Consider the following 24884-nt stretch of genomic DNA (forward strand, 5'->3'; position numbering starts at 1 on the left):
TAAATATACAATAAACTTTGGATATTCACTTTTTAAAGAGGTTTTCCAGTGATTAACCTTTCCGAGCATCAAACACGTCTCCAAAAAATAGATATCCTGCTGAAAGAGCAAGGGTGGGATGTTCGTAACAGGTCACAGGTAATTGTTGAAGTTGACACCAAACAATCGGATTTCACGAAGCATATCTATAAACAAATACATGAAACTTTCAGGAATGACGCTGAGAGTAAATATGTTGATTATCTCTTGCTCGACAGAATAGGCGACCCTGTTGCCATCATCGAAGCAAAGAGAACAACAAAAGACCCGCTCCTGGGTCAGAAACAGGCTGAAGAGTATGCTGATGATATCAAAGCTCAAACCGGGAAAGATGTGTTTATATTTCTGTCAAATGGATATGAAATATGGTTTTGGGACAGAGAGCGATATCCTCGAAGACCCGTAAAAGGTTTTTACGCTCAAAAAGACCTGGAACGACTGGACTTCCAAATAAAGAATAGTAAAATCAATCATGCTACATCTGTCAACCCTTCGATTATTGACCGGGACAAGAATGTGGAGGTAGTACATCGAGTAATTGAACACATCCACAACGGTCATAGAAAAGGGCTTATTGTCATGGCAACAGGGACAGGTAAGACGAGGGTTGCAATGGCAATCATTGACCAACTCATGAGGGAGATGCGTGTTCAAAAAGTATTATTCCTGACTGACCGACAGGCACTGAGGAAACAGGCATACGATAAAGGTTTCATGCGTTTTTTCCAAGATGAACCAAAAGAAATAATTCTTTCCGGTAACTACGATTCTACCAAAAGCCTGTATGTTTCCACAATACAAACGTTTCAGGAAATATATACACAGAAAGACAGTAAGGGCAGATACAAAATATCTCCCGGTGAATTTGACCTGATATTCTCAGATGAAGCCCACAGGTCCATCTATGTAAAATGGAAAGACATTTTCACATATCTGGATACTATCCAGATTGGACTTACAGCCACCCCTGCAGACCTCATGGACAGAGATACTTTCCGATTCTTTGAATGTGATGATAATGCTCCAACTGCTTTATACTCTTATGAAGAGGCTGTAAAAGATGGAGTTCTGTGCGATTTCCGAAAGAATGTATCGGGTGCACGGACGTACTTCCAGATGGAAGGACTGAAACCAACTGATTTAACTGATAGTGAACGTGAAGAACTACTGAGTAAAGGCATAGACCCTGATTCCATAAACTTTGAAGGTACCGATATTGAGAAGAAAGTTGCACTAAAGGGAACATCGGAAGCCATTGTCAGGGAGTTTATGGAAAACTGCATTACTGATGAATCGGGCAGTCTTCCTGCAAAAACAATCTTTTTCGCAATCTCAAAAACACATGCTTCGAGACTGGAAGAAGCATTTAATCGCCTTTATCCAGAATATAAAGGTCAACTCGCCAAAAGAATCATTTCAGAAGACCCGCGGGCACAACACCTTATCAATGACTTTGCAACTAAGGCATATCCAAGAGTTGCAATCTCGGTTGATATGATGGATACTGGAATTGATGTCCCCGAAATATGCAATCTTGTGTTCGCAAAACCGGTATTTTCAAAAATAAAGTTTTGGCAGATGCTCGGTAGGGGAACCCGTGCAGATGGTGCCTGTGAATATCGAGAATGGTTACCTAACGGTAAAAAAGAGTATTTCAAAGTATTCGATTTTTGGAACAATTTCGATTACTGGAACATGAACCCGGAAGGTGTTAAAAACGAATCACCCGAATCCATTACAAATCGTATTTTCCTGTTAAGGCTCAAGCAGTTAGGAGAGTTGATGTCAAGGGGTGACTCTGCCCATGCAGAGAAGGTGAAAGCGGAGGTACTTGCAGACATTGAATCATTACCAAAGGATTCAGTCAGTGTGAGGGAACAACTGCAGGACGTGGAGAAAGCCCTGTCTCCGAAACTATGGGACAATATTGCGATAAACCCAGTAGAGTTCCTTCAGAAGAAAATAATGCCTCTGATGAAGTACAAACCGAATGTCAACTTGAAAGAGTCAACATTTATTCTTCGATGTGAAAAACTGGCATACGCCATTCTGATGAATGATACCTTGGAAATTGAACGTCAGAAAAAATCCATTGCCGAGATGGTGGACTGTTTACCAAGGACTCTGGATAAGGTCAAAGATAAAGAAGAGTTCATTGACAGAGTGTTATCAAGCTCTTTCTGGAATGATATTGGTTTTGATGACGCAAAGATGATTATGGATGAACTGTCTGCCCTGATGCCCAATATGATGAAGGAGCCGAGAGATACCATTGTCATCAATATGAGTGATACGATACAGGAACGGAAGCAGTGGATTCTCAGTGACGATAATGAACCAGAATATGCCGTTCAATACAGGAAAAAGATTGAGGATTGGATACGGGAGCTTGCAGAAACTCATCCAGTTATCAGGAAAATAAAAAATGATGAGGTTTTGACTGAAGCTGACCTGCAGTCATTGGAAAACACATTGCATAACTCTCAGTTTGCTGTGAGCGAATCCAAATTCAATGAGATGTATCACATCCAGAATACCACTTTGGTAGAGTTTATACGGCATATATTGGGTTTGTATGACTATCCCTCCCCTGATGAAAAGATAAAGGATGCTTTTAACACCTATATCATTGAAAACAATAAACAATACAATGCAGACCAGCTGAATTTCATCAGGACACTGCAGACAATGTTCCTGAGAAAGAAACATATTGAATTCTCGAATCTGTGGAATGCACCTTTCACCAATTTCGGTACAAACGCACCTATGCCAATGTTCAGTCAGGAAGAGTTAAATGCCTTTGTCGGTATTTGTAATGGAATCGAGAGGGATTTGTTTACAGCAGAGGCATAACGGATGGAAAATGAGTTACCGGATGGATGGGAATGGAAGAAGCTTGGAGACATTATTGAATTAAAGTATGGAAAAGGGCTAAAGGGAGAAAATAGAAACCCGAAAGGGAGTATTCCTGTATATGGTTCTAATGGGATTGTTGGATACCACGATGAATCAATGGTTCCAAATCCATGCTTGATTCTTGGAAGAAAGGGGTCAATAGGTTCTGTACACTTGTCTAATACATACTGTTGGCCAATTGATACTACTTATTACATAAATCCACCGGCAAATGCTGCTCTCAAGTACCTATACTATTTCTTATCAACATTAAATCTCAAATCACTAAACAAATCTACTGCAATTCCAGGACTCAATAGAAACGATGTTTATTCGAAAGATATTCCACTCCCACCTCTCGAAACCCAACATAAAATTGTCGCTATACTTGAAAAAGCCGAAGAAACTAAAAAACTGCGGGCACAGGCTGATGAACTGACACAGCAGTTCCTGAAGAGTGTGTTTGTGGAGATGTTTGGGGACCCAATTGCGAACCCAAAAAGATGGAATAAAAGGAAACTAGGGGAGTTGTGCAGAATAAGAAGAGGTGCTTCTCCACGACCCATTGAAAACTATGTAGGTGGTACAGTTCCTTGGGTCAAAATAGGAGATGGAACCAAGGGGAACGACATATATATCGAAAATACAGCTGAAAAAATAATAGAAGAAGGTGTCAAAAAAAGTGTTTTATTGAAAAAAGGCTCTTTAATATTTGCAAATTGTGGAGTTAGTTTAGGTTTTGCACGAATACTCAATATTGATGGTTGTATTCACGACGGCTGGCTTTCATTGGAAGATATTAGTATCGAATTAAATATAATTTACCTTTTAAAGTTGATAAACAGCATCAGTAACTATTTTAGATTAACTGCTCCTGATGGAACTCAACCTAACTTGAATACAACAATAATGAAGAACTTTGAAATTCCTGTCCCTCCGTTGTCGATGCAAAACAAATTTGCAGACTTTGTTGAAAATATAGAAAAAAGTAAACAGACTCAGCAACAATGTCATCAAGAAATTGATATGCTTTTCAATGTACTTATGCAAAAAGCCTTCACCGGAGAACTGGTATCATGAGACTTTCACCTGACAAGAAATCACAGATAGACTCCCTCTGGGATAAATTTTGGAGTGGTGGTCTATCCAATCCTCTATCATCCATTGAACAGATGTCATACCTTATCTTCATGAAAAGGCTTGAAGATATGGACATATTGGAACAACGGCGAGCCACTGCAATGGGAAAGGAGTATAAATCCATCTTCGTGGGAAATGAAAGTTGCAGGTGGTCACACTGGAAACACATGTCAGCTGTGGAGATGCTTCCCCATGTAAGAGATGTGGTTTTCCCCTTCATCAAAAGCATTCACGATGGGGAGAAAACATTATTCTCCAAACATATGAAAGATGCAGTGTTCATTATTCCGAAGCCTGCGCTGCTAAAAGAAGCTGTTGGGATAATTGATGAACTGGATATCTCCGCACAATCATCCGATGTACAGGGAGACCTCTATGAGTACCTACTCAGTCAATTATCCACTGCCGGAAAGAATGGTCAATTCAGGACACCAAGACACATAATCCGGATGATTGTGGAACTTGTTGACCCGGATGTCAATGACAGAGTTTGTGACCCTGCTTGTGGTACGGGTGGTTTTATCTTCAGTGCCTTCAGGTATATTTTGAAGAAGTATACAAGTCCTGACATGGTTGAAATTGATGAAGAAGGAGATTACCATAATCTCATCGGTGACCATATAACCGAGCAAAGTCATTGGGACAAACTGTACAATGACACTTTTTATGGGTTTGACTTCGATTCAACGATGGTACGCATCGGACTTATGAACATGGTTCTTCATGGTATCAAATCCGCTCATCTCGAACTTGTTGATACCCTGTCAAATCAGTATGAAGAAGCGGAAAAATATACAGTCATCCTTGCAAATCCACCGTTCAAGGGTAGTATCGATAAAACTGATATCAATGACAAGCTCACTCTTGGAACAACAAAGACCGAGTTGTTGTTTGTAGAGCAGATGATACGCCTGCTTGAGGTCGGCGGCAAATGTGGTGTTATTGTTCCCGATGGGGTGCTATTTGGCAGTTCAGGTGCTCATAGAAGCCTTCGGAAGATGCTCCTTGATACATGCCAGCTTGAAGGTATTGTTTCCATGCCATCGGGCGTATTCAAACCTTATGCCGGGGTTTCCACAGCTGTATTGATATTCACCAAAGGTGATAGTACAGAGAAGGTCTGGTTCTATGATATGGATGCAGACGGTTATTCACTGGATGATAAGAGAAATCCGATTGACAGGAAGGGAGATATTCCTGATATCATTGCAAGATTCAGGAACCGGAAAACTGAAAACCCCACAGACCGAAAGGGCAAGTGCTTTTTTGTACCTGTGAAAGAGATAAAGGATAACAATTATGACCTTTCCATATCCCGATATAAAGAAATCGAATATGAAGATGTAAAGTATGAGAAGCCTGAGGTCATTATTGATAAGATTGAAGATTTGGAAAGGCAGATACTGGAAAATATTTCAGAGTTGAGGCAGCTGGTGGGAGAAAAATAAGATATGCATACCAAACACCAAGCCGTGTTTGGACACATTTATGATTCATACCAGGGTTTAGGTCAGAGCGTTTATGCCTGACCATACCTTTCCGATGTGTATTTCATATACAGTAAATGTTATAATAACTGATATCCGGCATTAATCTTGTAATACCTAATATCCTCTGTAAGCACATACGTATCATCAAGAGTAAAATTAAATGTTTGCTGAGGCTTTAGTTGGATAAATGTGACTGATTTAGTAGTATCCTTATGAGAAAAAGGTAAATTTTTATTTCGATTGTAGAAGGATACATTGACTTCAGAAAGGAATATAGTCTTGTCACCTATATTCGTAATGTTCCCTTTGACGATGTATTTGTCTCTCAAATTAAGGTTGACCTTTTCCTTTTCACATGTATGGAAAACTACTATGTTTGAATCATTAATAACAGAAAATGTATTTGCTCCAGTTGGAGTAAAATCCGAGGATAGGTGGTTAGACTCCAAACAACCCAAGGTACTTACTAAAACAAAGAGCAACACATAGAAGGCGGCAATTGATTTCATTTTCATACAACCACACTTACTGCAGATAAAAATATATAATGAAATATTGATTCATGAGTTAAAAAACTTATTATTACATCAAACTCACAACATGCTGCTTAATTATATTCCTCTCAATATCCGGCGTTATCCTGGCATAGAACTTCGCTGTGGTCAACGTACTGCTATGATTCAGCCTGTACGATATAACCTCTAAAGGAACTCCCTGTGAGAGCAGATAGGTCGCCAATCCGTGTCTGAAGAGATGAGGATGGGTTTTCCTTATCCCTGCAATCTCACTGTACTCCTCGAGCATCTGGTTGACGTACTGTCGGGTGATAATACTCTCGTCCTTTCCGAACCCTATGAACAACGGACCTTCGACCTTCCATGTTCGAATGTAATTTGAAATAAGCAGTGCAATGTCAGAGTCTATGCTCAGGGTGTGCCATACACTTCTTTTTTTCACGTAAAATTTGATTGTCAGGCCACGGAAGTCAATGTTTTCGGTCCTGATGCTCAACACATCACTAATCCTTCCGGCAGTTATCCACATCATCTGAAGGAGGAGTTTGTTTCGTTCCTTTATCTGCAGATTGCGTATAGATTTACGTTTGAGGTTATTATATTTGATTTCAACAGCTTCGAGCAATGAATGATATTCATTAATAGTCAGGTAATCTGTTGCTTCCTGCAATACTAAGTCTCTTGTTTGAAATGGAATTATTCCTGTCATTTTTCCTGCACTCCTTTTTGTTTACAATAAAAGGAAATGTAGGAGAATATAAACATTTTGTATACTTTAGTTGGATAATTTATGCAAGAAAACAGATGTAATCGAACCCTAATGTTTACATTTTATCTAATTTTGTAAAAGACTATTTTGTTAAACATGTAGATTATTGTTTTTCATATTTTTATATACAAAAAATCTATATATTAATTTGTTAATTATACTCTTAACTTTTACACTATGTGCTAAAAACTTGGAGAATTTCAATGGTAAGTATTGTAAGAATTCAAGAGCTAATAAAGAATGCAGGTTGTCCCAAGTGCGGGAAGCCTATAGACCACGTATGGTTCTGTCGAAACGATTACATGCCATGTGAACCCATTTTCATGAAGCACCTTGCCCCAAGAATATGTAAATTGAAGCCTGTCTACGGTACATATCGTATCTGCGTTTCTGATAGTGAACGTCATAAAGAATGCAAGCTTTTGAACCCCGATTTCAAGATTTTTAAGAACCTAAATCTCAAAGAAATTCAAAATTTCATGCAAGAACATACCTGTCCAAAATGTGGCGATTCCATAGATATCCTTGAAATAAACATTGGCGATAAATCAAGAAAAGAGAATGTCAAATTAATCCATGTCAGTTCAAGGCACTCAGACGGCAGTATTTATTCTTATAGTGAATGTTTTTTAAATAATAACCAATTCTACGACATGATGATTTAAAAAATATTCTACTGCATGTTGTATAAAAAAGGTCCTACCATTTGGCACCTTTGATTTTTAATTTTAATAATGAAATGTCCCTTCAAAATTAACATTCAAAACCATCTATCAAGAGTTGCTACACTTGGGTCTGTAATAATAATAGGACGGTTGAAATAAAAAGGGTTATCATGATTAAAATCAGCTTTATCACCATAAATTGTTAGACATGACATTATATCGCCTCTCGGAATTTCTCTTTTTGGAAAGAATGAGACTTGATAAGCTCTCTTAAAATGGTTAAACTCACGATAATAACTTCCAATCCAACCAGGACCATCTGGATTTCTTTTTCTATCAACCAAGACTTCCATTACAGGTTTAAATTTGAATCCAATCGCTTTTTTATTTGAATTGGTATTCCCATGAAGGCAAACATATGTGGCTCCCAGTATGATATCCATAAGTTGAATTAAATGAGATTCTTCGGAGTTACTTTTTCGATGGTCAGAATCAATAAATTGAATCTCATCATTGATTATGTTAACTCTTTCGATTTCATCGCAAACTTTACTTATTGCATGCCAAGGAAATAAGTCATGTGATTGTTGGTTCCCTGCATCGTGATATATAGTATTAATGACGACTTCAAAATCCTTGAAAAAGTAGTTCAGTCCTCCTTTCAAGACTGTACGATAAAAGCGATTGTAGAGATTATAATCCACATCTGAGCCAGTACCAAATTGTCGAAGGTCCATCTTTGTGAGATTTAATCCCAGAATATTGAAGTACAAAATCTTACGGTGATTGATGCAAGCTTTTTTCTGAATGAAGTTAATCCATTTTTCTGCAACCCTGAATTTCGCATCTGTTCCTAATTCATTATAATGGATTTCGGTATTATTTTTTGTATGGAACCTACACTGTTGAGAACATTCAGATTCAGAATGATGCCAGTTATTGTGTTGTATGCATCTACAGTTGTTCAGGATAGTCAGGAGTTCTTCCTTGTATTGGAGTGGAACAAAAAGAGCGCCAATATACATCCATTTCGACCCATCAGAGGGGTCTTCAACCTCATATATTTCATCACAATAAATATTGAGCTCAATTTTGTTTTTAACATGTACCAAATTAATAAAAACCCCTTCAGCAATTTTATGTTTACTATGTGAAGTGCTTACAAAATAAAAATGTTTTGATTTGTATTCATAGGTTGGCTTAAGCAGAAAACACTTCACTATGTATTCAACATTTTCAAATCATGCCGCTGCATATTTTTTGGACTCCTATATGTGATGCTAGTTCGGTGAACTTTGGCACTTGTGCCAAGTCACCGGACGAAACGAATAACGTGAGTGGGCATGAATCGAAGGGTGTGACCCCCCTTCATATATGCCCACATCCGGCCACAAATGGTGTTCGTAATATATGCCCAAAAGCCGGACAAATATGCGCTCACTCGTTTGACCACATCGGAGGTCACATGTATGTTTTTCCGATATAATTCCTACAGGCGAAGAATACAGCAATACTCTTACATGTGAGAATTTCATCATACATTTTATGTAGGTCTGCAATCTTCATGAGACTCAGTTTTGCCGGGTTCAAGCCCATATACTCACCAAGTTCCATCAACTCAGTCCGTGAAAGAGACCGGATAATTTCCATTGACTGCTGATAGTTTGACTTCTTCCTTTCGTTAATACGTTGTTTCTCCGTCAATGCGAACTTGAATTTCGATTGTTTGTCAATATGGTTAGATGATTTCAGAGCTGTGACCTGTTCACGCATTTTTCCAATGTGTGTACTGGCGATAACAGAAGATGCATCTGTTTCTCCAAGTAACTCCTCAACCGTATCAATGGATTGGTCCCGCTCCCAGCAACTCAGCGAGTCCCAATAGTGAATTAAATTTTTTAGCTCATCACTTGCCATATCGATTTTCAATTCTTCTGGTACGTTTTTTTCCGTCATATATATTCCTCAGAATGTAATTAGATGATATTTGCAATCAGGTCCTGTATTTTTGCATTTCGCGTTGAATGTCACTGACTGAAACTTTTTCAATATTTCATGCACAATAATAAAATACATCAGAGAGAATATAAACGTTGTGTGGTGGGTTTAATCACTTTTCATATGGCAGAGCCACATGCAAGTTTCGGATTACAGTAAAACAGTGATGCAGAGTAGACGTTCCAATTGATACAAAATGATGTGTTGAAAAAACATTATTTAGAGAACTCAGATTATCATGTTTATTTATAACAAGTGCATGCATATTGAACGCTTGTGCAGACATCATCTCAATAAAAATCCATTTAATGATTTATAGGACAGTAAGATGAGAATCAGAGTTGTAAGCTCAAAGGATGAGATAAATACTCTTGAATATAATGAGCAGATAGTTCATTTTACCTTCAGACCTTCAAACGAGGATATATTATCACTGGTGACACAGTGTCCAGACGTGAAAGCAATCCACATATCACAGTCTCACAAGAAAACTATCTCAAAATCCACAGAGATGTTACTAGAGATGCAAGATATTATCCTCATTGTGGGTAATATATGGGGGCACAGGAAAGACATCAATCAATATGTGGATGTTTCAAAGGGTATGTATCACCGTATCAACCATTATAGGGCGAATGGATTTTCAGATGTGGAAATAGAAGCAAGGCTCATTGAAGAAATGTATGTGAGTGCTGACATTATTCAATTTTTCCTCAAAAACGGCGAGTAGTATCTAACTCACTTGGTTTTCTAAGACCATAATCATTTTTCTATGTTGTCCGTGTAGCTCAAGACTATCAGATAGGATGAGTACAATGTCAAAAGGTAAATCACACTCGTTTCGTATAAATCACTATAAATATACGCATTGAATAATTGAATGTCTGCAGCATTCTCTGAATTCGAAAGAGGAATTGAAATGCTCCTGTTTTAAATAAAATACGTTAGGCATTATATGAAATCATAATGTCCTTATACTCTGTGGAATTTGTCATACTTTTTTGATACTGAATACTTTATTCGGGAGCCAGAAAATCTTCAGATTTACTACTTCCGTTTCCATATATTTGTATGTGAGTTTCCATTTTCATCAGTTTCAGATTCAAAAATACAGGCAGTACCGTCAAGGCGAGAGAACTTTGGAGACAATGCAAAGTAATATACAACTCCTTGAAAACGGTCTGCAGGACCATTATCTTTGAGCTTTCCCATTCTAGAAGTTATGTATTTAAGAGCGTCTCCTTCTTCAGTCATGTTGATTCCTCGACCTTTACCGTAAAGTATGCCCTCTTCCGTGGTAACAGTTGAGTATGTAAATATATCGGAAACCTCAAATCCCAGCAGTTTACCATGTCCCTGTCCAATAGTTTCAATTATGGGTCCGTAGCTCCTCGATGGAAGCACCCTGCTAGCGACCTTTTTACTATCGGACTCACCTATCATTTCACCTAACATAAAAGTACTCTCATTTATTAATTGAAGAAAATAAGATTTAAAGTATCACGAAACAAAAATCATTACATAAAAACCACTCAGGATTTATCAGTCACCAGAGACATATTTAATTAAGTGGTGGGACATTACTTACTGGGTCGAATAGGTGAAATTGGGGAAAAAAGACAGATGGTTCTACAGTTGGTAAGATAGGATTCTACTTTTCTAGGTACGGAATTTTACATCTATACAATGTTAAAGACATTATTGATTTTGAAACACTACACGATGTCGTAAAACAGCTGGACATCATGGTAAAAGAACGATTTGAGCCATTGCCTCTTGCAACATCACCTGAAGTCATGAGACATTCAGATGTTGTTACAGTAGAAGACCGAATAGAACCATTGCCAAAATCGGCTAAAAACAGGTCTATATTACTCTTATATCCGAAAAACTGCGTATGATGATTTTGAAGTTTCAACGTTGAAACTTACATTGCAACTATCTTTAATATCAATAAATCATTTGTGTGAAAAAATGACTTTGACAGACTACTGTATATACAGTCGTTTTTAAATAACTTGTAAGCGTAACGCCGTGAAAATCAATTTATGCACATGGTGAAGATAAAATGAAAATCCGAGTAGTAAGTTCAAAAGATGAAATTAATTCCCTTGGTCCAAACGAACAAATGATACACTTTGCATTCCGACCATCAAATACGGATATCTTTACGCTTATAACCAAGTGTCCAGATGTTAAAGCCCTACACATCCCGCAATCATACATCAAAACTGTTTCCAAATCAATTCGCATGTTCCTTGAGATGAAAGGTATCGCTCTCCTGGAAGGCGATGTATGGGGTCACAGGAAGGATATCAACGAGTATTCCGAGATTTCGCAGGGTGTTTATGACCGTATAGACGAATACAGGATAGATGGTCTATCGGATGAAGAGATTGAGGGCAAGATGAGTAGGGATTTACATATGGGGACAGACCTAATCAGATTCCTGTTGAAAAATAAGAAATGATTGGTATTCTTTCAGTTTTTAAATACCTTTCATAATTTCATTTTTGCAGGGTTAATCATAAACACCTAAACCTGTAATTATTCACTTTTTACCCATTTTACTACCTACAATCAATAATAAGGCAAAAACAATCAGAACGAAAATGAATGTCTGCAACGAATTTGAATCCGTTGTTGTGGTTTCAGGGGTTTCATTCATGAGTCCTGCATCTTTGATTGTGTAAGAGAATGTGTATCTATCTTCAAGTCCTGTACCACCCATTGCTTGAAGTGTAGCTCTACCTTCATAATCACCTTTTACGTCCGTGGGGATGATTGTAAAGGACACGGTTTGTGTTTCACCAGCTTGCATATAGATTGCTTTTGTAGATGGTGAAAGACTAAAGTATTGTGATTCACCAGAAATTTGTGAAAGAAGTTGAAGATTTACCGGGCCTTCACCACCATTATTTTTAATAGTGAACTCAATCGTAGCAGTGTCAGTGTCAAGAATTGTACCTTTAATAGAGTGGGAAATTATTTCGGCAGAAGCGGTATTTGAGCAAGCAAGCAAAATAATTAAACAGATAATGGCATATTTTAATTTCATATAAATCTCTCCGAATATTATAAAATACTTTATTACAATCCAATTTTGTTTATCCCCCAATTAATTTCGAATGAAAGAAGCATGAGATATTTCATCTATGAGGTGTGTAGATGTCAATTTCAACATCCTGAAGCTTCCTTTACTAGGGCATCAATGTAGACTTCTAGGTCATGCATCTCGAATCTGGAGTGACATAAAAGGAAATTCACCGCATGAGTAACGGTTGGCAGGTTGTGAGACCTGCCACGTTTCACAGGTATCCCAAGCAAGTTGCATTTCTGCATAAAAAGAGATTGCAACTCGTTATGTACCTTCGATATTTTCTCATAGTCAGGACTCGCCACCTTGACGGAAGAAATATCCTTTTTGGAGATAGCAAGAGCTATCTGTTTACCTGTACCTTTTACCATAATACATTCTCCATTAAATTAGAGTCACGCTGTAACGTGACTAAAAACTGTATAATCTAAATACTATTTAAATTTTCTGTTTTTTGGAAATATGATAGCAAGAGAAAGGTTAAATAGAATACTGATTAAGAACTGAGGGAGGTGCGGTAGTATGTGCTGTAACACATGCTTTTGGCACAATCACTTACATCCTGGACTTACCATCCAGGGTGCATTCTCCAGATTGTGCACGCACCTTACCTAATTATTCGCCTTTTTAGAGCATAAATAATTTACATTGAGTGGAAATAAAACTGCACTTTCTGTTTCATATTGCAGAATGTTTATTTTGAGAGTTCGTATGTTATTGAAATCGAAAGTAACATATATAATAAATACTTTATGTTTGAACGGTGATTTCATAAAACTAAGAAGGCCTCGAGGAAGACCACCAACAGATATTATATCTTCCATTTTTTATTGGATTCACGTTGTAGTTGGAACTATACTAATGAATCCTACATTGTTGATGGGTATAGTTGGTGGTATTGGTGGATATTACATTGGCCATAGTTTTGAAATGATAATAGTGGGATTTGTAATAGGTTCTGCTCTTGGTTTTGTTATTTTTGAGGGAAGAAGATGGTAAATATTTACGTTCCCGTTCTTCTCACACTTTTATTATATCTGTTATTTATACGGGATTCAAAATTAAAAAAATACAATTTATCAGAATGCCATGTTGAAGTTTTTTTGTATTCTTTTGGATTATCTACAAGCATTTTACTGTCACTGTCTTTGATATTATATGCCTTAAATGGCAAAGTCATTTTAGGATTGTCGGAAGAAATGCTTCATCTTGGAATTTTCATTGGCGGAGTCACTTTATTAATTTCAACTCTGAAAGGAATAAACTCTAAGTTGAAAAAGAATCATAGCAAGAACAATGACTGATGTATTCTGTTCTGCAACTACCTCTTTTATTGTGGTTTGTAAGTGAAATTAGTTGGATAAATAAGCGTTTACACTGCTCATCTACTAATATTTTGAATTAATTTGAAGAAGTTAATATCAATCACTATCAAGACTTCACCGATAAACACAATAATCAATATAAATAAAATGTAACCACCAATGAGTTTATTCGATGTATTCCATTCATCTAAGGTTATTTCTGTGATACCTGTGTCTGCACCTAATAAAATGTTACTTCTAAATGTGTAATCCTTGGTTTCGGGCTCAATCACTCCTATTGTATATGTAACTCCATCGTACACTCCAAGAGTTACTTCAGCCATTCCAGATTCGTTTGTTTTATAGGGCATTCCCATCAATAATGATGAGCCATTGTAATGAAGGTTGACATAAATAAGTCCACCTGTAATGTCCTTTCCATTTCTTAATGCATGAATTATAACTTTTTGTGTATTTGGAATATATGATTCCATATTGTTAAAGTGCGTTTCATTTTCAACATAAAATATTGGTCCCATTAAAAAGTGATATTGTGAATAAAATATTGACTGATTAATAGGAGGAAAGGCATTGAACCCTACATCAGCAATTACCCATTCTCCACTTTCTAATTGAACTTCAGACCATGCGTGGTTATTTACAGTCATTCTGTATGGGTCTATAAATCCAGTAGTATAGACAGGTCGGTAAGTAAGCCCAGTTCGGGTTACCAGGTCTCCAAAAACACATGCTAGTTCCCCACATGACGCCTTTTTGAGATAAATACTCCATAAAGGGTCCGGTGTATTTGGTCTAAGGTAACGGTTTTCAAATGCAGAATCAAATGTATCAAAACTATTGGTCTTAGGAGATATGAAGTAATCCCTTTGCCATAAAATAATATTGGATATCAATTCAGTATTGTTTGAAGATTGTTCAATTAATTCTTTGCCTATTCCATCCAAATAGATATTAATTTGGTCTTTTTGAACAAAATGATAGTCCACATAAAGGTTTCCTAAATAGGCAACATAAACGACTAATGATATTGTGATTATCGCTATCAAGACTCTACGAAGCTTCTTTAATACCAATTGTCTGTCATTAACAAATTTACCGAATAATTTAGTTAAAACAGAATTTTTCATATAGTTCATTTATTTTGAAAAGTAGATATACATTTTGATTGTTTCACCATCACCATCTCAACAACTTGTCTTCAGCCATGCCCTTACCACTTACGACAATTCCATCCTTTCGCATTTGCTTAATGAAGAAAACTGCACCAATAATCCCACCCTCATCAAGCATCCCCCGTGTGTGACCTCGACCATGTTCCGGATTTGACATACCTAAAATTTCCACACTTCCATTTTTATAAAGTTGGAGATGCTTCATTTTGTATGGCCACATATCTCCCCAAGACTTGAAGAATCGAAAATCTAACATGTGGCGACGGGAAGCGTATGCCCGGGCGAGTTTCTGTCTACGCAACACGCGCTCTTGCTCCTGTTTTTCTTCTTGTGGGCTTTTGGTTGGAGGTAGGCGTGGTTTACCTGTTGCAGTTTGTTTTTGCATTAATTCCAGAATGCGATTCAAGCGCATAATCTCGCTCTCTTTCGATTTTAGTTCGGCCATCAAGTGTGCAGTCTCTACATGCGGGTTTACATTTTGAGATGAAGGGGAATTCCCAAATGGTGAGGTTATGCTAGGGAAGCGGTTTTTGACTTCATTTGCGACAGCTTCCTGGAACATTTCATTGTCGTTGAGGATTTGAGATACTCTTCTTTGCAGGTTGGCATACTTGATTTCTTTGTATTTGAGCGGATTTTCAGCATGCTCTTTGCCTAACTTTGTCAGGCTGTAAATGCGTGGATTAACATCCTTGTCGATGGAAATGTAACCCCTCCTTTTAAGTTGAAAGAGAGCTGACCTATATGCACCATAGTTCGGGTGTCCTACCTGCTCATAAATTTCTCTTGATGATTTGTTCCCCTGCAAAAGTGTCCGTAAAACCTTTGATTTAAATTCATATTTTTTCATGAGTAAACATTATTATCGTTTACTTAATTAAATACTTTATCTATTGATCAAATAATATAGTTATGTGGGAGTGGAGGGCAAAGTGACAGGTCGATATGTATAAACTTGTAGATGTGGCACGAATCAAGAAATGAACGATATTAATTGCAGATACATAATGAAAGGTTTTTATCTGTAGACAATTTCTTAATAATGGTGAAAGCATGACCTCGAATAACAGTCCCAAATTGCAGTATGATAAGGTATACGACTATCTGTTAGAAATCGCATCGAATGGTTGTTCAGCATCACTTGTGAATATTGGTGACAAGGCATATAGACGGCAACTTAATCAGCAAAAAATAATTGTTACCTATGGGGATGTGCTCAAGAAGTTTGAGATGATACCTAATAAGATTGAGCACCAGCAGGAGTTGTACCCCATACTGGATAAAATCAATGAGGATACTTTCCCCATATTGCTATCTGTACTCGTCGTAAACGGCAGTGATTTCATTCCCAGTAAGCCATTCTTCAAAAAGTGGTTGAAAATGGATGACCCTACCGATAAAGAGCGTGTTGAAGCATTTAAGAAGGAGTTAATGAAGGTACGGGAACATTTTTGTGATGAATAGATGGGAGTCTCTGAAAGGAAATGAAGTAAAACCGGTTTGAATATTAAAACGTTGAAGATGAGAGTATGAACGAAACTAAAAACTTCACTAATGTTGAAATGTCGTGGGCAACACTCTTGAAACAACTCGGTCCGCAAGGCAATGACTTCAAGATGTTTGGCATAAGACCCCGGGCAGATGCCAAATACTTCAATGCAAGAACTGCAGGGGAACAAATAGTCATAGATATCGCCAAAGTGCACTCAAACTCATCCGAAATTAACGTTGATAGACATATCAGTTTCAAGGAGTTCAAGTGCGTTGCGGGGAAGTATAATGATTATGTCTCAGGTGTTAAAGGCACCCGAGAACAGATGCGGGATGAATGCGGACAGAATACATCCTATTTGATATCGTTGATTCATTATTTATTGTGAGCATTCATCAGGACAGGTTACATATTTCTTAAATAAATTTAAGAGTTATAGGGAAGCAGAGTGACATGTTTTTGAGAGTAATTGAATCCTTTATATTGAGGATAAAGGCACTTTATCTTCAATTAACCCAATTACGCAGATGTTTATCATGTAGCTTTCCAAGAGTTACGTTTTAAGTCACCTTTGTAGTTGGCGACGATTTGTGAGGATATGAAATTTGGATGAGATGAATAAACCAGGGAGTGAGTATCCCAATACAATATCCCAAGTAGTGTCCCACAATGTTTACTGTATTTCCTGTTTCGGTTCGTATGTTATCTGGAAACATAACAAGCCATAATTTAACCATCAAAAGTGTGCCTAAACTAATCAATAAAATCACTAGAGTGAAGAGCACATACTCTACGTATATATTTTTGGAATGGGTATTATTAATGTAGGACGATATAAATGAGAAGATATGTGTTACATCTTCTCTAGCAGATAACACACAAAGAAGAATCAGGAAAATAAGTGGTGCAGTATATCCGTCAACACCTACGTACTTGAAATTTACCAAAACAAGTAGGTTGAAAAATATCACTGAACATAAAATGTAATTGAGCTTAGTTAGTTTCAAACCAGCTTTTGTATAGATATATACGAAAATCAATGCCACTAAATAACCACTTAAAGCTGAAACAATTCCGGAAAATCCTAAAAAAGCGTTAGTGTCGTTGCCTGGGTACTTCATTATGTTATAAGCAGAAACAACAAAAGGCACTATCAAGTAGATAAGGACTGTGTCGTAATAAAACTCTTTCCGTGTGCGAATTTTTAATATTTTATGCAATACCAAGATGAGAGAAATGAGGAATAAATAAAATGTCAGGTTGTTGGTAAAGTGAGACACTCCAGCATGGGCAAAGTTTGAGAAATATATTGTATAAATAGTCGGATTCGCAGTATATAAGGCAAAACTCTTGTTTAGTGGAGTAATGAAAACTGTCGTGAGGAATAAAGGAATTAGGATGCAAAATAGATATATGTCAAATAGAGTTCCATACGAAAAAGTATATTTTTCCAATTTAATGTTGGCATTGTTCAGGATTTTTGAAAACATTTTTGACCAACTATGATGCAGTGTGACTTCATTACAATCTATACATGAGTTCATCAGTTATAATTATTTATCCTGTATGTTAACGGGTGTATAAGGGTAGTTAATGCGTACACAATACATCGCATGTAATATCGTTAACTAATTATCAATAGGATATTCATTCACTCTTCTTTCTCACACTCAGGGCAGGGCAGTCCATATCCTTCTTCGATAAATTCCCACTTACCATCTTTCAATTGTGTGTATTCTCGACTGGTTTCGGAGTGACCATGTTTGCAGACAAGGTCTACTGTTATGTAGGGAATGTCATCACCATCCAGATTCTGATAAGAGTTTTCTGCGACGACAGGTTCAAAACCTTCCGCACGTATGGATTCGAGAATTTGTTCCTTGGAATCGAATATGTAATTGTCTTGACCGGAAAGACCGGCAGATACACTGACTGTTTTCATGTTTTGCATAAAGGCTTTCTTTTCTTGGTTGTCCTTATCCATGCAGCATTTTTTGTACTTTTTGCCACTGCCACATGGACATGAGTCATTTCTTCCGGTTTTGACTGGCATATTACCACGCTACATAGTGTGCAATTAATCTTATATTTATCACGTTGGTGAAACAATGAACTTCAAGGTGAAAATGTCGTTTGGTTTCTGTTACTAATGAAGGGATATTCAGCTATGATTATATGTGTATGGTAAGACGGTAACAAAAACTGACACACGTCAAGGTGATTGAACGAATGACACATGGCGAGGGTGACAGGATACCAGGGGTTCAAGCTGTTCGTATTTTATTACAGGTGCTTTGACATGTGTATGTATAACCGGTAATAAGGTAGCAGTGATTGCAAAGGATAAAATATAGAATAATAGATTATAGAGCATGCTGTTGCTGGTTATTAAACTATTCCATATTTGTAATCATTTCTGCAGTAGGGTGTAATCGATATGATAAGACAGTTTGTAATCATTATACTAAGTTTGTAATCATTTCTGTATCATTTTTGTATCATTTTTTTCAGCATGCATCGGCACTTGTTATCAAAATAAGATATATTTTAGAAAAAGAGTATAATATAAAACTACTTCTCTTACATTATTTCTCAATGGTAGTTATAACGATTTTAAAGAAGAAAGTTTTCCTAAATTCTATAGGTCATTTTTTCTAAAAATAGCCTTAAAATGATAACAAGTGACAACTGCTATCGAAAAAAATGATACAAAAATGATACAAGATTTATCTCAATTGATAAAAATGCCATATACATACCAGAATTTCTCTTGTATCATTTTTTGCTAGCAAGAATAGGAAATTGATACAACTCAATCATAGAATTGAAGCTTTTCATTGATGCTCGATGCAGATTCTTTTTGAGCAGGTGATTTCGATAATGGACTAACAGCCGTTTTGCCTATTACTCCATTGAATCCAGCACCACCATTTTGTATGTACAATCCGCCCGCATTGGTGACTGAGTATTTCTTAAGGGCTCCACTCTTAGAAGTATCAAAGCCTGCGATTGTGTTAGTACTGGTAGTTTTGGTATGTGTTTCTGCATCCTTAGCAGCTGCATCAAATGCAAAGTCCATACCGATAGCTTCCTTGATTTTCTTGATGTCCAGAGTTATACCAGTCACCAGTTTATCGTTAATCCGATTGGTTGAAGTATATCCTGACCTTTTGCCTTGAATAACCAATATACCGTTCGCTTTAAAGTCTTCCATCATTTTAGTGTAGTATCCATGTGGTTTCTTATTTTTTGGGTCACTGACTCCAAGTGCGTCCTTCATCTGCTTTGAAAACAAACAAATGTATGTATTGTCCCAATGTCCAGGCATTCTTTTATTGGATATATTGCCATGAGGATTATAATCCGTGATTCCTTGGGGTTCTGCATCATTAAAGTACATTTTCTCTGCCTGTGCATATTGGAAGATATCATTAAGCGCTTTATGCCACGTAGGACAGTCGTCCAGTTTCTCAACATATTCCCCATATACTTCTTTGACGACATCTATTGGATTCATTGCAGGGATACCAATGTCCTTGAATACTTCTTCAAGTATGACTCCGGCAAGTGTGAGAACTGCAAGACTAGCACCCATACGGTTTTTCATCATACTATCTTTGTTCTGATACAGTGCAAGGCATTTCTCATATTCAGCCTGCAAACCATCCAACATACTGAAAACTTTTTGTAGGTATAGTTCTATGATGTGGCCATAGTTTCCGGAGCGTATCTGTGTCGGTATTACTGTGTCTTCAAAGTGCTTCACACCCTCTACATTCACCTTCATCATTTTCCTGACTTCAAGCACCCTGACCTTTTGACCACTGTTGGCATTGTCATCAAGTATGGGGTTCTCACCATTGATTGATATGATATTGCTCCATTCAACAGGCTTGTTAATTATATGCCCGCCATCCTGTTGTTTCATCTTGAACCTGTCATGTCCTTGTGCAAAACGATAGATGAGCTTGCCAAAATGGTCACTTTCACCTGCTAGTGTCGATTCATCAAAACATACAAGATGGTTATTAAGAATGTAAAGCAACTGCGGATTTGATGCTGCTGTTGAATCTGCGGGAATAATCAATTCGGCAGGATTACCGTAGAGACCGATTGCTCCTTTATCTTTTAATGATTTACCTTTAGACGTGTCAAAATTAGAGTTTATTACAAAGGTTGCAATCCCCAGTGGTTTAAGCAGTGGTGCTGCCATTGCAGCATAACAATGAGCTCTCAATACTGGGTCACATATGATATCCTTTATTCCATCAATCCATCCTTCAAGAGTACCTGCCTTACTTAGTTTTGGAGATATTGTCTTTTCAATATTGACTATGGTTATGTTACCTTTTGGAGAAAACGTCCTATCACCAACTTGGAAAGCTTCTTCATGCCATCCGTTCCTATCGGTAACTATAAAGTTATGTAGATGAACTGATTCCATAGTTTTCCTAAAATATTCTTGAAGCATACCAGACTTATTTTCAGTAATATTGACTTTCGCTGACAATGTTTCTATGATGCCTTTCTTTGACAGTATTTGTCTCGTAATGAAGATGTCTTGATACTCCTCACCGTCGTTAGATAACCATTTAATCAAACCATATTGGTCACCACCATCCTTGGATTTCCCCATACCGACCAATATACAAAAATCACAGATGGGAGTGAAAAACAGAAATCCATCTATTCCTTCAATTTGGTATAAGGTCTTCCCACCATTGGAATTATCTTTTATCGCATAGCCATTAGGCAAGACGTATTCTTTCCACGCATATTGATAATTGTTGTTCCCATGGTTTCCAGAGCTGATGCCCTTTAGCTCCGTGAACAGTTCCATTGATTTAGTGTAATTATCCTTTATATCTTCAATACCATTCAATTCTTTTAGTAAATAGTCTAAAAATTTTGATATCTGGCTTGTGGTATATTCTTCAGAGATTATCTTAATCATTGATGCGAGTTCTCTTCTACATGCTATTGTTGCTTTACCTGTAGGGGTCCTAAAAATATCGTCATATGAAAAGACAACAGGGTCATAATTGTTTTCGACTTCTTTATGAGAAACTCGAACTTCGATAACATATTTATATGCTATAATATCAATAGCATCATTCACAGTAAATACAATATCATTCTCAGGAATTGGTATAATCCTGTCATTGATAAGACAGTTTTCAATTTCCTGATATAAGGTTTGGATTTCATCTTCGCTGGAAACGTCTTGAATCAGTACGTTTTCCCCATCATCGGAACTATCTTTAAATACTTTAATGTCATCTTGCATTATAATCACCGTTTTAATAAAAGAGAAGTGCATTGCCTGGCAGCAATTCACTTCGATTGTTTATTTATTTCAGGTCGATTTTCCAACTTGACCTTTTTTATTCATCCTCATTCTCAATCCAGAGGATTGTGTCATATGGTCCATACATTATGTTTTTCTCCCGAGACCAACCTTGCATATTTCCCCGCAGACATTCAGAGATTTTCCATTCACAATGACCGCATACTCTAGCTTGTAACATTGGACTCAAAATTTCGGGATTGCTGATATACATATTGTGCGTGGTTATGCAATCGAATATGATTTTCTTTGCTATCACATCTCGTTGGATATACATACCTGCGTCTCTCATATCATAGAAATATTGCATAATCCATGTAATGTATTCACTCTTGCTTGTGGTGCCTCTCTCGGCCTGCATTCTGTCTGCTATCTCTTTTGGGATTGTTATATAGTACTCGTTTTTTCTAGTCATTTTATACGCCTCATCGACTTAAATTTTCAAAGTTAATCATAATACTTCATTTCTGTATAGTGGTTGAATCACTCAAAGTGATTAGCCGGAAAAGACATCAATAGCCACAGCTATTTTGTCTTATGATAAGCAATGCTTATATATCAAAAAAAGATATTATCTCATATACTCACCTCTGTGTGAGTCGAGGTATCTGAGAGCGTCATTGGCATTCCCGACCAAGGTAGAACCGATGGCATTCTCATTGATTTTTATCGTCTTCATCATTTTCACCAATCAATATTTTTATTTAAATGAGTGTCAAACAGAAAGTGCTCTCTGGTCAACTGTTATATAGTGCTGATGAAGTAGATATGCTATATAAGCCGACCGATTAACCGGACCTCTTTCGCTATCTATTCGATTCATCAAGTTTTCATCCAAACTGATACCTGTTTTTCTTACTGTCATCTTATCACCACGTACTTTGGGTACTTACTTCGCTGGTAAGTTCCATGGTACGCTAAGTACAACTAATGCGAACGTGTATATAAACATTACCCACTCGTTACACCTTTAAAACGATATGCTTTGACATCATCTCAAAAAACTGCATAATATATTAAGCTGCATAGCAACCAGCATCGAGAGGGGCTCTAAATTTCTTGCGAAGTTTAAACCATGCTTACAATGAGACTGCAGAACAAAATAGATTAAGTACGCTGCTTCATCATCATTCTTTTAAGTCTACGACGTATCCAGATTATTCACTGCAGGTATCGCGGTTGAGATTGATGCCTGTGTCATGAGTGAAACACTTCCATGATAATGGTAACTCATTGGCCTTCAAAAACGCGTCATCAACATCCCTTCCTGATAGAAAGAGGGCATCTATAAGGACACCCTTCCAAATGCTTCAGGACTATTTGGAAGGTTACCCCTTGCCTGCCTGTCAATCGTTCAACCAAGGGCTTCTGTGTCATTCCTTAGACTCGCCCTCAATCAATTCAGGGTCGATGTAAGGTTCATATTCACGTGGCTTTTTGACCTTTTGGAGTTTCTGTAACATCCTGATTGCGTTTGTGTCACCATCAATTACCTTCTGAATCAACTTCTGAGTGTCTTCACTCAGCTTACTATCAATTTCTACATCATTTGCAATATGTTTTTCAAGTTGAGCAATCCTTTCGTTTTGCTTCATGTGCTCGTATCTTTCTACTTTATAGGTGGCATTTTCTGCTTTCAACTGTTCGACTTCTCCCACTTTTTCAATAAATTGTGGATTATCCGCAATTGCAACATTCTTATCGATGGTTAAATACACTTCATATTTTTTGTATATCTGTAGCATTTCTGTATCATTGGGAATATAATACGATTTCTCGACACCTAAATCATGTCCTAACCAATATTCAATGAGCATATTATTACAATTTGCATTGACTAGCGATGTCTTAAACAAATCACGCATGTTATGTGCTCTTACAGGATTGTATACGAATTTTCCATTACTTAATCCAGATGCTTGTGATATTTTCCTGTATCTGTCAGCAATAGCATATGGTGTCATGATACGTCTTGATTCATTCATATCAGCAAGATATGCATCACTAATCCTGTCAGAAATGAATAAAGGTGATGTAGGTGTTGTTTTTGTTTTTATATATTTTTTTTTATAAAAATTGATATCAATCCTATCAGGAATTGCATCACGTAATTTTAAATATTCGATTACAGATTGACTTGCTTCAGGTGTAAGGAATGTGGTATACTCTACATCGGTTTTTAATCGCCTTATATGCAGGACTGTAAATCTTTTTGTAACATCTTCCATTTTTTCAGGGTTGTAACCACCAATGAAGTCTTGAACTGTCAATGACGATAATTCGGAGGCACCCATTCCTCCTGCAAAACCACACATTAGTAATGCTCTATCTTTTACTTCCGCAAATTTTAAAAATATTCTCAACTCATCTTTTGTTGGCATTTTTTCATTATCTTTGAGCGTTTTGGGCTTCTTATTCTTTTTTGGGGAACGTGGTATTGGGATACTTCTAAATCGATAGAATGAAGCAGTGCATGTCATATACATAGCAATAGCATTTTCTGATAGTTTTTTCCTGTTGTTTCGAGTTTTCGAAATTATTTTACCATCTGCATCCCTTATAACTCTGTATAGATTATCATCATTATCCGTTTCGTAGGTTGTCACGTTGCCGCATTCATCAGTTTCTTTAATATGTAGATGTTGCCCTTCATCTAAAAATCTTTTAAAGCGAGGTAATAAGAAATACAATTCTTTTTCATCATCAAATAGACCTGCTTTAATATCCTGTTTTGCATTTTTTATCAATTCTTCAGGAGTTTTCCCCGTATAACATGTGTAATAATGCATTGCTGTAACACATTTATTCCAATAAGAATCAGATGGTTCTAATACGTCGTACCAGTCTTTCATAATGTCGTTGTTAAGCAAGTCTCTCTTATTCATCACATCACCTTTGTATATGACTATAAATATATTATTTATTTTATGTATTTAAAAG

At 36.9% G+C, this 24884-nt stretch carries 23 protein-coding genes; 10 read left to right on the forward strand and 13 right to left on the reverse strand.

Annotated features, from left to right (window positions below; all coding sequences use genetic code 11):
- The first annotated feature begins 48 nt into the window (after window positions 1–48).
- The 3 genes from QZZ22_RS10370 to QZZ22_RS10380 are packed head-to-tail and all read left to right on the forward strand — an operon-like array spanning window position 49 to window position 5522.
- On the forward strand, window positions 49–2892 hold the full coding sequence (locus tag QZZ22_RS10370) for a DEAD/DEAH box helicase family protein (RefSeq protein WP_292464550.1): 2844 nt from the start codon (window positions 49–51) through the stop codon (window positions 2890–2892).
- A 3-nt stretch (window positions 2893–2895) separates the two neighbouring features.
- Window positions 2896–4014 (forward strand): restriction endonuclease subunit S, encoded by a 1119-nt coding sequence (locus tag QZZ22_RS10375; RefSeq protein ID WP_292464553.1) that lies wholly within the window; start codon window positions 2896–2898, stop codon window positions 4012–4014.
- Window positions 4011–5522 (forward strand): class I SAM-dependent DNA methyltransferase, encoded by a 1512-nt coding sequence (locus QZZ22_RS10380; RefSeq protein ID WP_292464555.1) that lies wholly within the window; start codon window positions 4011–4013, stop codon window positions 5520–5522. The genes QZZ22_RS10375 and QZZ22_RS10380 overlap by 4 nt, the downstream gene beginning before the upstream one ends.
- 119 nt (window positions 5523–5641) lie before the next feature.
- Here the strand turns inward: QZZ22_RS10380 and QZZ22_RS10385 are convergent, their stop codons facing one another.
- The gene (locus QZZ22_RS10385; protein WP_292464558.1) at window positions 5642–6079 is read right to left on the reverse strand and encodes a hypothetical protein; all 438 of its coding nucleotides are present in this window, start codon (window positions 6077–6079) and stop codon (window positions 5642–5644) included.
- A gap of 67 nt (window positions 6080–6146) precedes the next feature.
- Window positions 6147–6749, reverse strand: coding sequence for a site-specific integrase (locus tag QZZ22_RS10390; protein ID WP_292464560.1), 603 nt, complete (start codon window positions 6747–6749; stop codon window positions 6147–6149).
- A 302-nt stretch (window positions 6750–7051) separates the two neighbouring features.
- Between QZZ22_RS10390 and QZZ22_RS10395 the strand changes: the two genes are divergently transcribed.
- Window positions 7052–7513, forward strand: coding sequence for a hypothetical protein (locus tag QZZ22_RS10395; protein ID WP_292464563.1), 462 nt, complete (start codon window positions 7052–7054; stop codon window positions 7511–7513).
- 95 nt (window positions 7514–7608) lie between these two features.
- Here QZZ22_RS10395 and QZZ22_RS10400 read toward each other — a convergent pair whose 3' ends face one another.
- Together QZZ22_RS10400 and QZZ22_RS10405 are read right to left on the reverse strand one after the other, a co-directional pair.
- A complete protein-coding gene (locus tag QZZ22_RS10400) occupies window positions 7609–8733 on the reverse strand; it encodes a DUF3800 domain-containing protein (RefSeq protein ID WP_292464565.1) in 1125 nt (374 codons plus the stop codon).
- Between the two features lie 241 nt (window positions 8734–8974).
- Window positions 8975–9469 (reverse strand): hypothetical protein, encoded by a 495-nt coding sequence (locus QZZ22_RS10405; RefSeq protein ID WP_292464568.1) that lies wholly within the window; start codon window positions 9467–9469, stop codon window positions 8975–8977.
- Between the two features lie 370 nt (window positions 9470–9839).
- On the opposite strand from QZZ22_RS10405, the gene QZZ22_RS10410 reads away from it, so the two are divergent.
- Window positions 9840–10241 (forward strand): DUF1699 family protein, encoded by a 402-nt coding sequence (locus QZZ22_RS10410; protein WP_292464570.1) that lies wholly within the window; start codon window positions 9840–9842, stop codon window positions 10239–10241.
- A 317-nt stretch (window positions 10242–10558) separates the two neighbouring features.
- On the opposite strand, the gene QZZ22_RS10415 is transcribed toward QZZ22_RS10410, so the two are convergent.
- Window positions 10559–10966 (reverse strand): hypothetical protein, encoded by a 408-nt coding sequence (locus tag QZZ22_RS10415; protein ID WP_292464572.1) that lies wholly within the window; start codon window positions 10964–10966, stop codon window positions 10559–10561.
- 613 nt (window positions 10967–11579) lie between these two features.
- Between QZZ22_RS10415 and QZZ22_RS10420 the strand changes: the two genes are divergently transcribed.
- Window positions 11580–11981 carry a DUF1699 family protein gene (locus tag QZZ22_RS10420; protein WP_292464574.1) on the forward strand — a complete coding sequence of 134 codons (402 nt, stop codon included), beginning with the start codon at window positions 11580–11582 and terminating at the stop codon, window positions 11979–11981.
- Window positions 11982–12062: 81 nt separating this feature from the next.
- On the opposite strand, the gene QZZ22_RS10425 is transcribed toward QZZ22_RS10420, so the two are convergent.
- Window positions 12063–12569: a CARDB domain-containing protein gene (locus QZZ22_RS10425; RefSeq protein ID WP_292464576.1), complete on the reverse strand. Its 507-nt coding sequence runs from the start codon at window positions 12567–12569 to the stop codon at window positions 12063–12065.
- A 119-nt stretch (window positions 12570–12688) separates the two neighbouring features.
- Entirely contained in the window at window positions 12689–12979 is a 291-nt protein-coding gene (locus QZZ22_RS10430; RefSeq protein WP_292464578.1) for a hypothetical protein, read from the reverse strand.
- Window positions 12980–13319: 340 nt separating this feature from the next.
- On the opposite strand from QZZ22_RS10430, the gene QZZ22_RS10435 reads away from it, so the two are divergent.
- A complete protein-coding gene (locus QZZ22_RS10435) occupies window positions 13320–13607 on the forward strand; it encodes a hypothetical protein (RefSeq protein WP_292464579.1) in 288 nt (95 codons plus the stop codon).
- The gene (locus QZZ22_RS10440) at window positions 13601–13912 is read left to right on the forward strand and encodes a hypothetical protein (RefSeq protein WP_292464581.1); all 312 of its coding nucleotides are present in this window, start codon (window positions 13601–13603) and stop codon (window positions 13910–13912) included. The genes QZZ22_RS10435 and QZZ22_RS10440 overlap by 7 nt, the downstream gene beginning before the upstream one ends.
- A gap of 77 nt (window positions 13913–13989) precedes the next feature.
- On the opposite strand, the gene QZZ22_RS10445 is transcribed toward QZZ22_RS10440, so the two are convergent.
- Together QZZ22_RS10445 and QZZ22_RS10450 are read right to left on the reverse strand one after the other, a co-directional pair.
- Window positions 13990–15069 (reverse strand): transglutaminase domain-containing protein, encoded by a 1080-nt coding sequence (locus tag QZZ22_RS10445; RefSeq protein WP_292464584.1) that lies wholly within the window; start codon window positions 15067–15069, stop codon window positions 13990–13992.
- 40 nt (window positions 15070–15109) lie between these two features.
- Window positions 15110–15955 carry a hypothetical protein gene (locus QZZ22_RS10450; RefSeq protein ID WP_292464586.1) on the reverse strand — a complete coding sequence of 282 codons (846 nt, stop codon included), beginning with the start codon at window positions 15953–15955 and terminating at the stop codon, window positions 15110–15112.
- 203 nt (window positions 15956–16158) lie between these two features.
- Here QZZ22_RS10450 and QZZ22_RS10455 point away from each other — a divergent pair, with 203 nt between their 5' ends.
- Together QZZ22_RS10455 and QZZ22_RS10460 are read left to right on the forward strand one after the other, a co-directional pair.
- On the forward strand, window positions 16159–16569 hold the full coding sequence (locus QZZ22_RS10455) for a hypothetical protein (protein ID WP_292464587.1): 411 nt from the start codon (window positions 16159–16161) through the stop codon (window positions 16567–16569).
- 65 nt (window positions 16570–16634) lie between these two features.
- Window positions 16635–16985, forward strand: a complete 351-nt coding sequence (locus QZZ22_RS10460; RefSeq protein WP_292464589.1) for a hypothetical protein — start codon at window positions 16635–16637, stop codon at window positions 16983–16985.
- Between the two features lie 1263 nt (window positions 16986–18248).
- On the opposite strand, the gene QZZ22_RS10465 is transcribed toward QZZ22_RS10460, so the two are convergent.
- The 4 genes from QZZ22_RS10465 to QZZ22_RS10480 all read right to left on the reverse strand — a co-directional run bounded on the left by QZZ22_RS10465 (window position 18249) and on the right by QZZ22_RS10480 (window position 24829).
- On the reverse strand, window positions 18249–18650 hold the full coding sequence (locus tag QZZ22_RS10465) for an SEC-C metal-binding domain-containing protein (RefSeq protein ID WP_292464590.1): 402 nt from the start codon (window positions 18648–18650) through the stop codon (window positions 18249–18251).
- Window positions 18651–19409: 759 nt separating this feature from the next.
- A complete protein-coding gene (locus QZZ22_RS10470; RefSeq protein WP_292464591.1) occupies window positions 19410–21884 on the reverse strand; it encodes a DUF927 domain-containing protein in 2475 nt (824 codons plus the stop codon).
- 97 nt (window positions 21885–21981) lie between these two features.
- Window positions 21982–22359: a hypothetical protein gene (locus QZZ22_RS10475; RefSeq protein WP_292464593.1), complete on the reverse strand. Its 378-nt coding sequence runs from the start codon at window positions 22357–22359 to the stop codon at window positions 21982–21984.
- A gap of 958 nt (window positions 22360–23317) precedes the next feature.
- Window positions 23318–24829 (reverse strand): tyrosine-type recombinase/integrase, encoded by a 1512-nt coding sequence (locus QZZ22_RS10480; protein ID WP_292464594.1) that lies wholly within the window; start codon window positions 24827–24829, stop codon window positions 23318–23320.
- Window positions 24830–24884 lie beyond the last annotated feature (55 nt).

The organism is Methanolobus sp. (assembly GCF_016278365.1).
GTDB lineage: Archaea > Halobacteriota > Methanosarcinia > Methanosarcinales > Methanosarcinaceae > Methanolobus.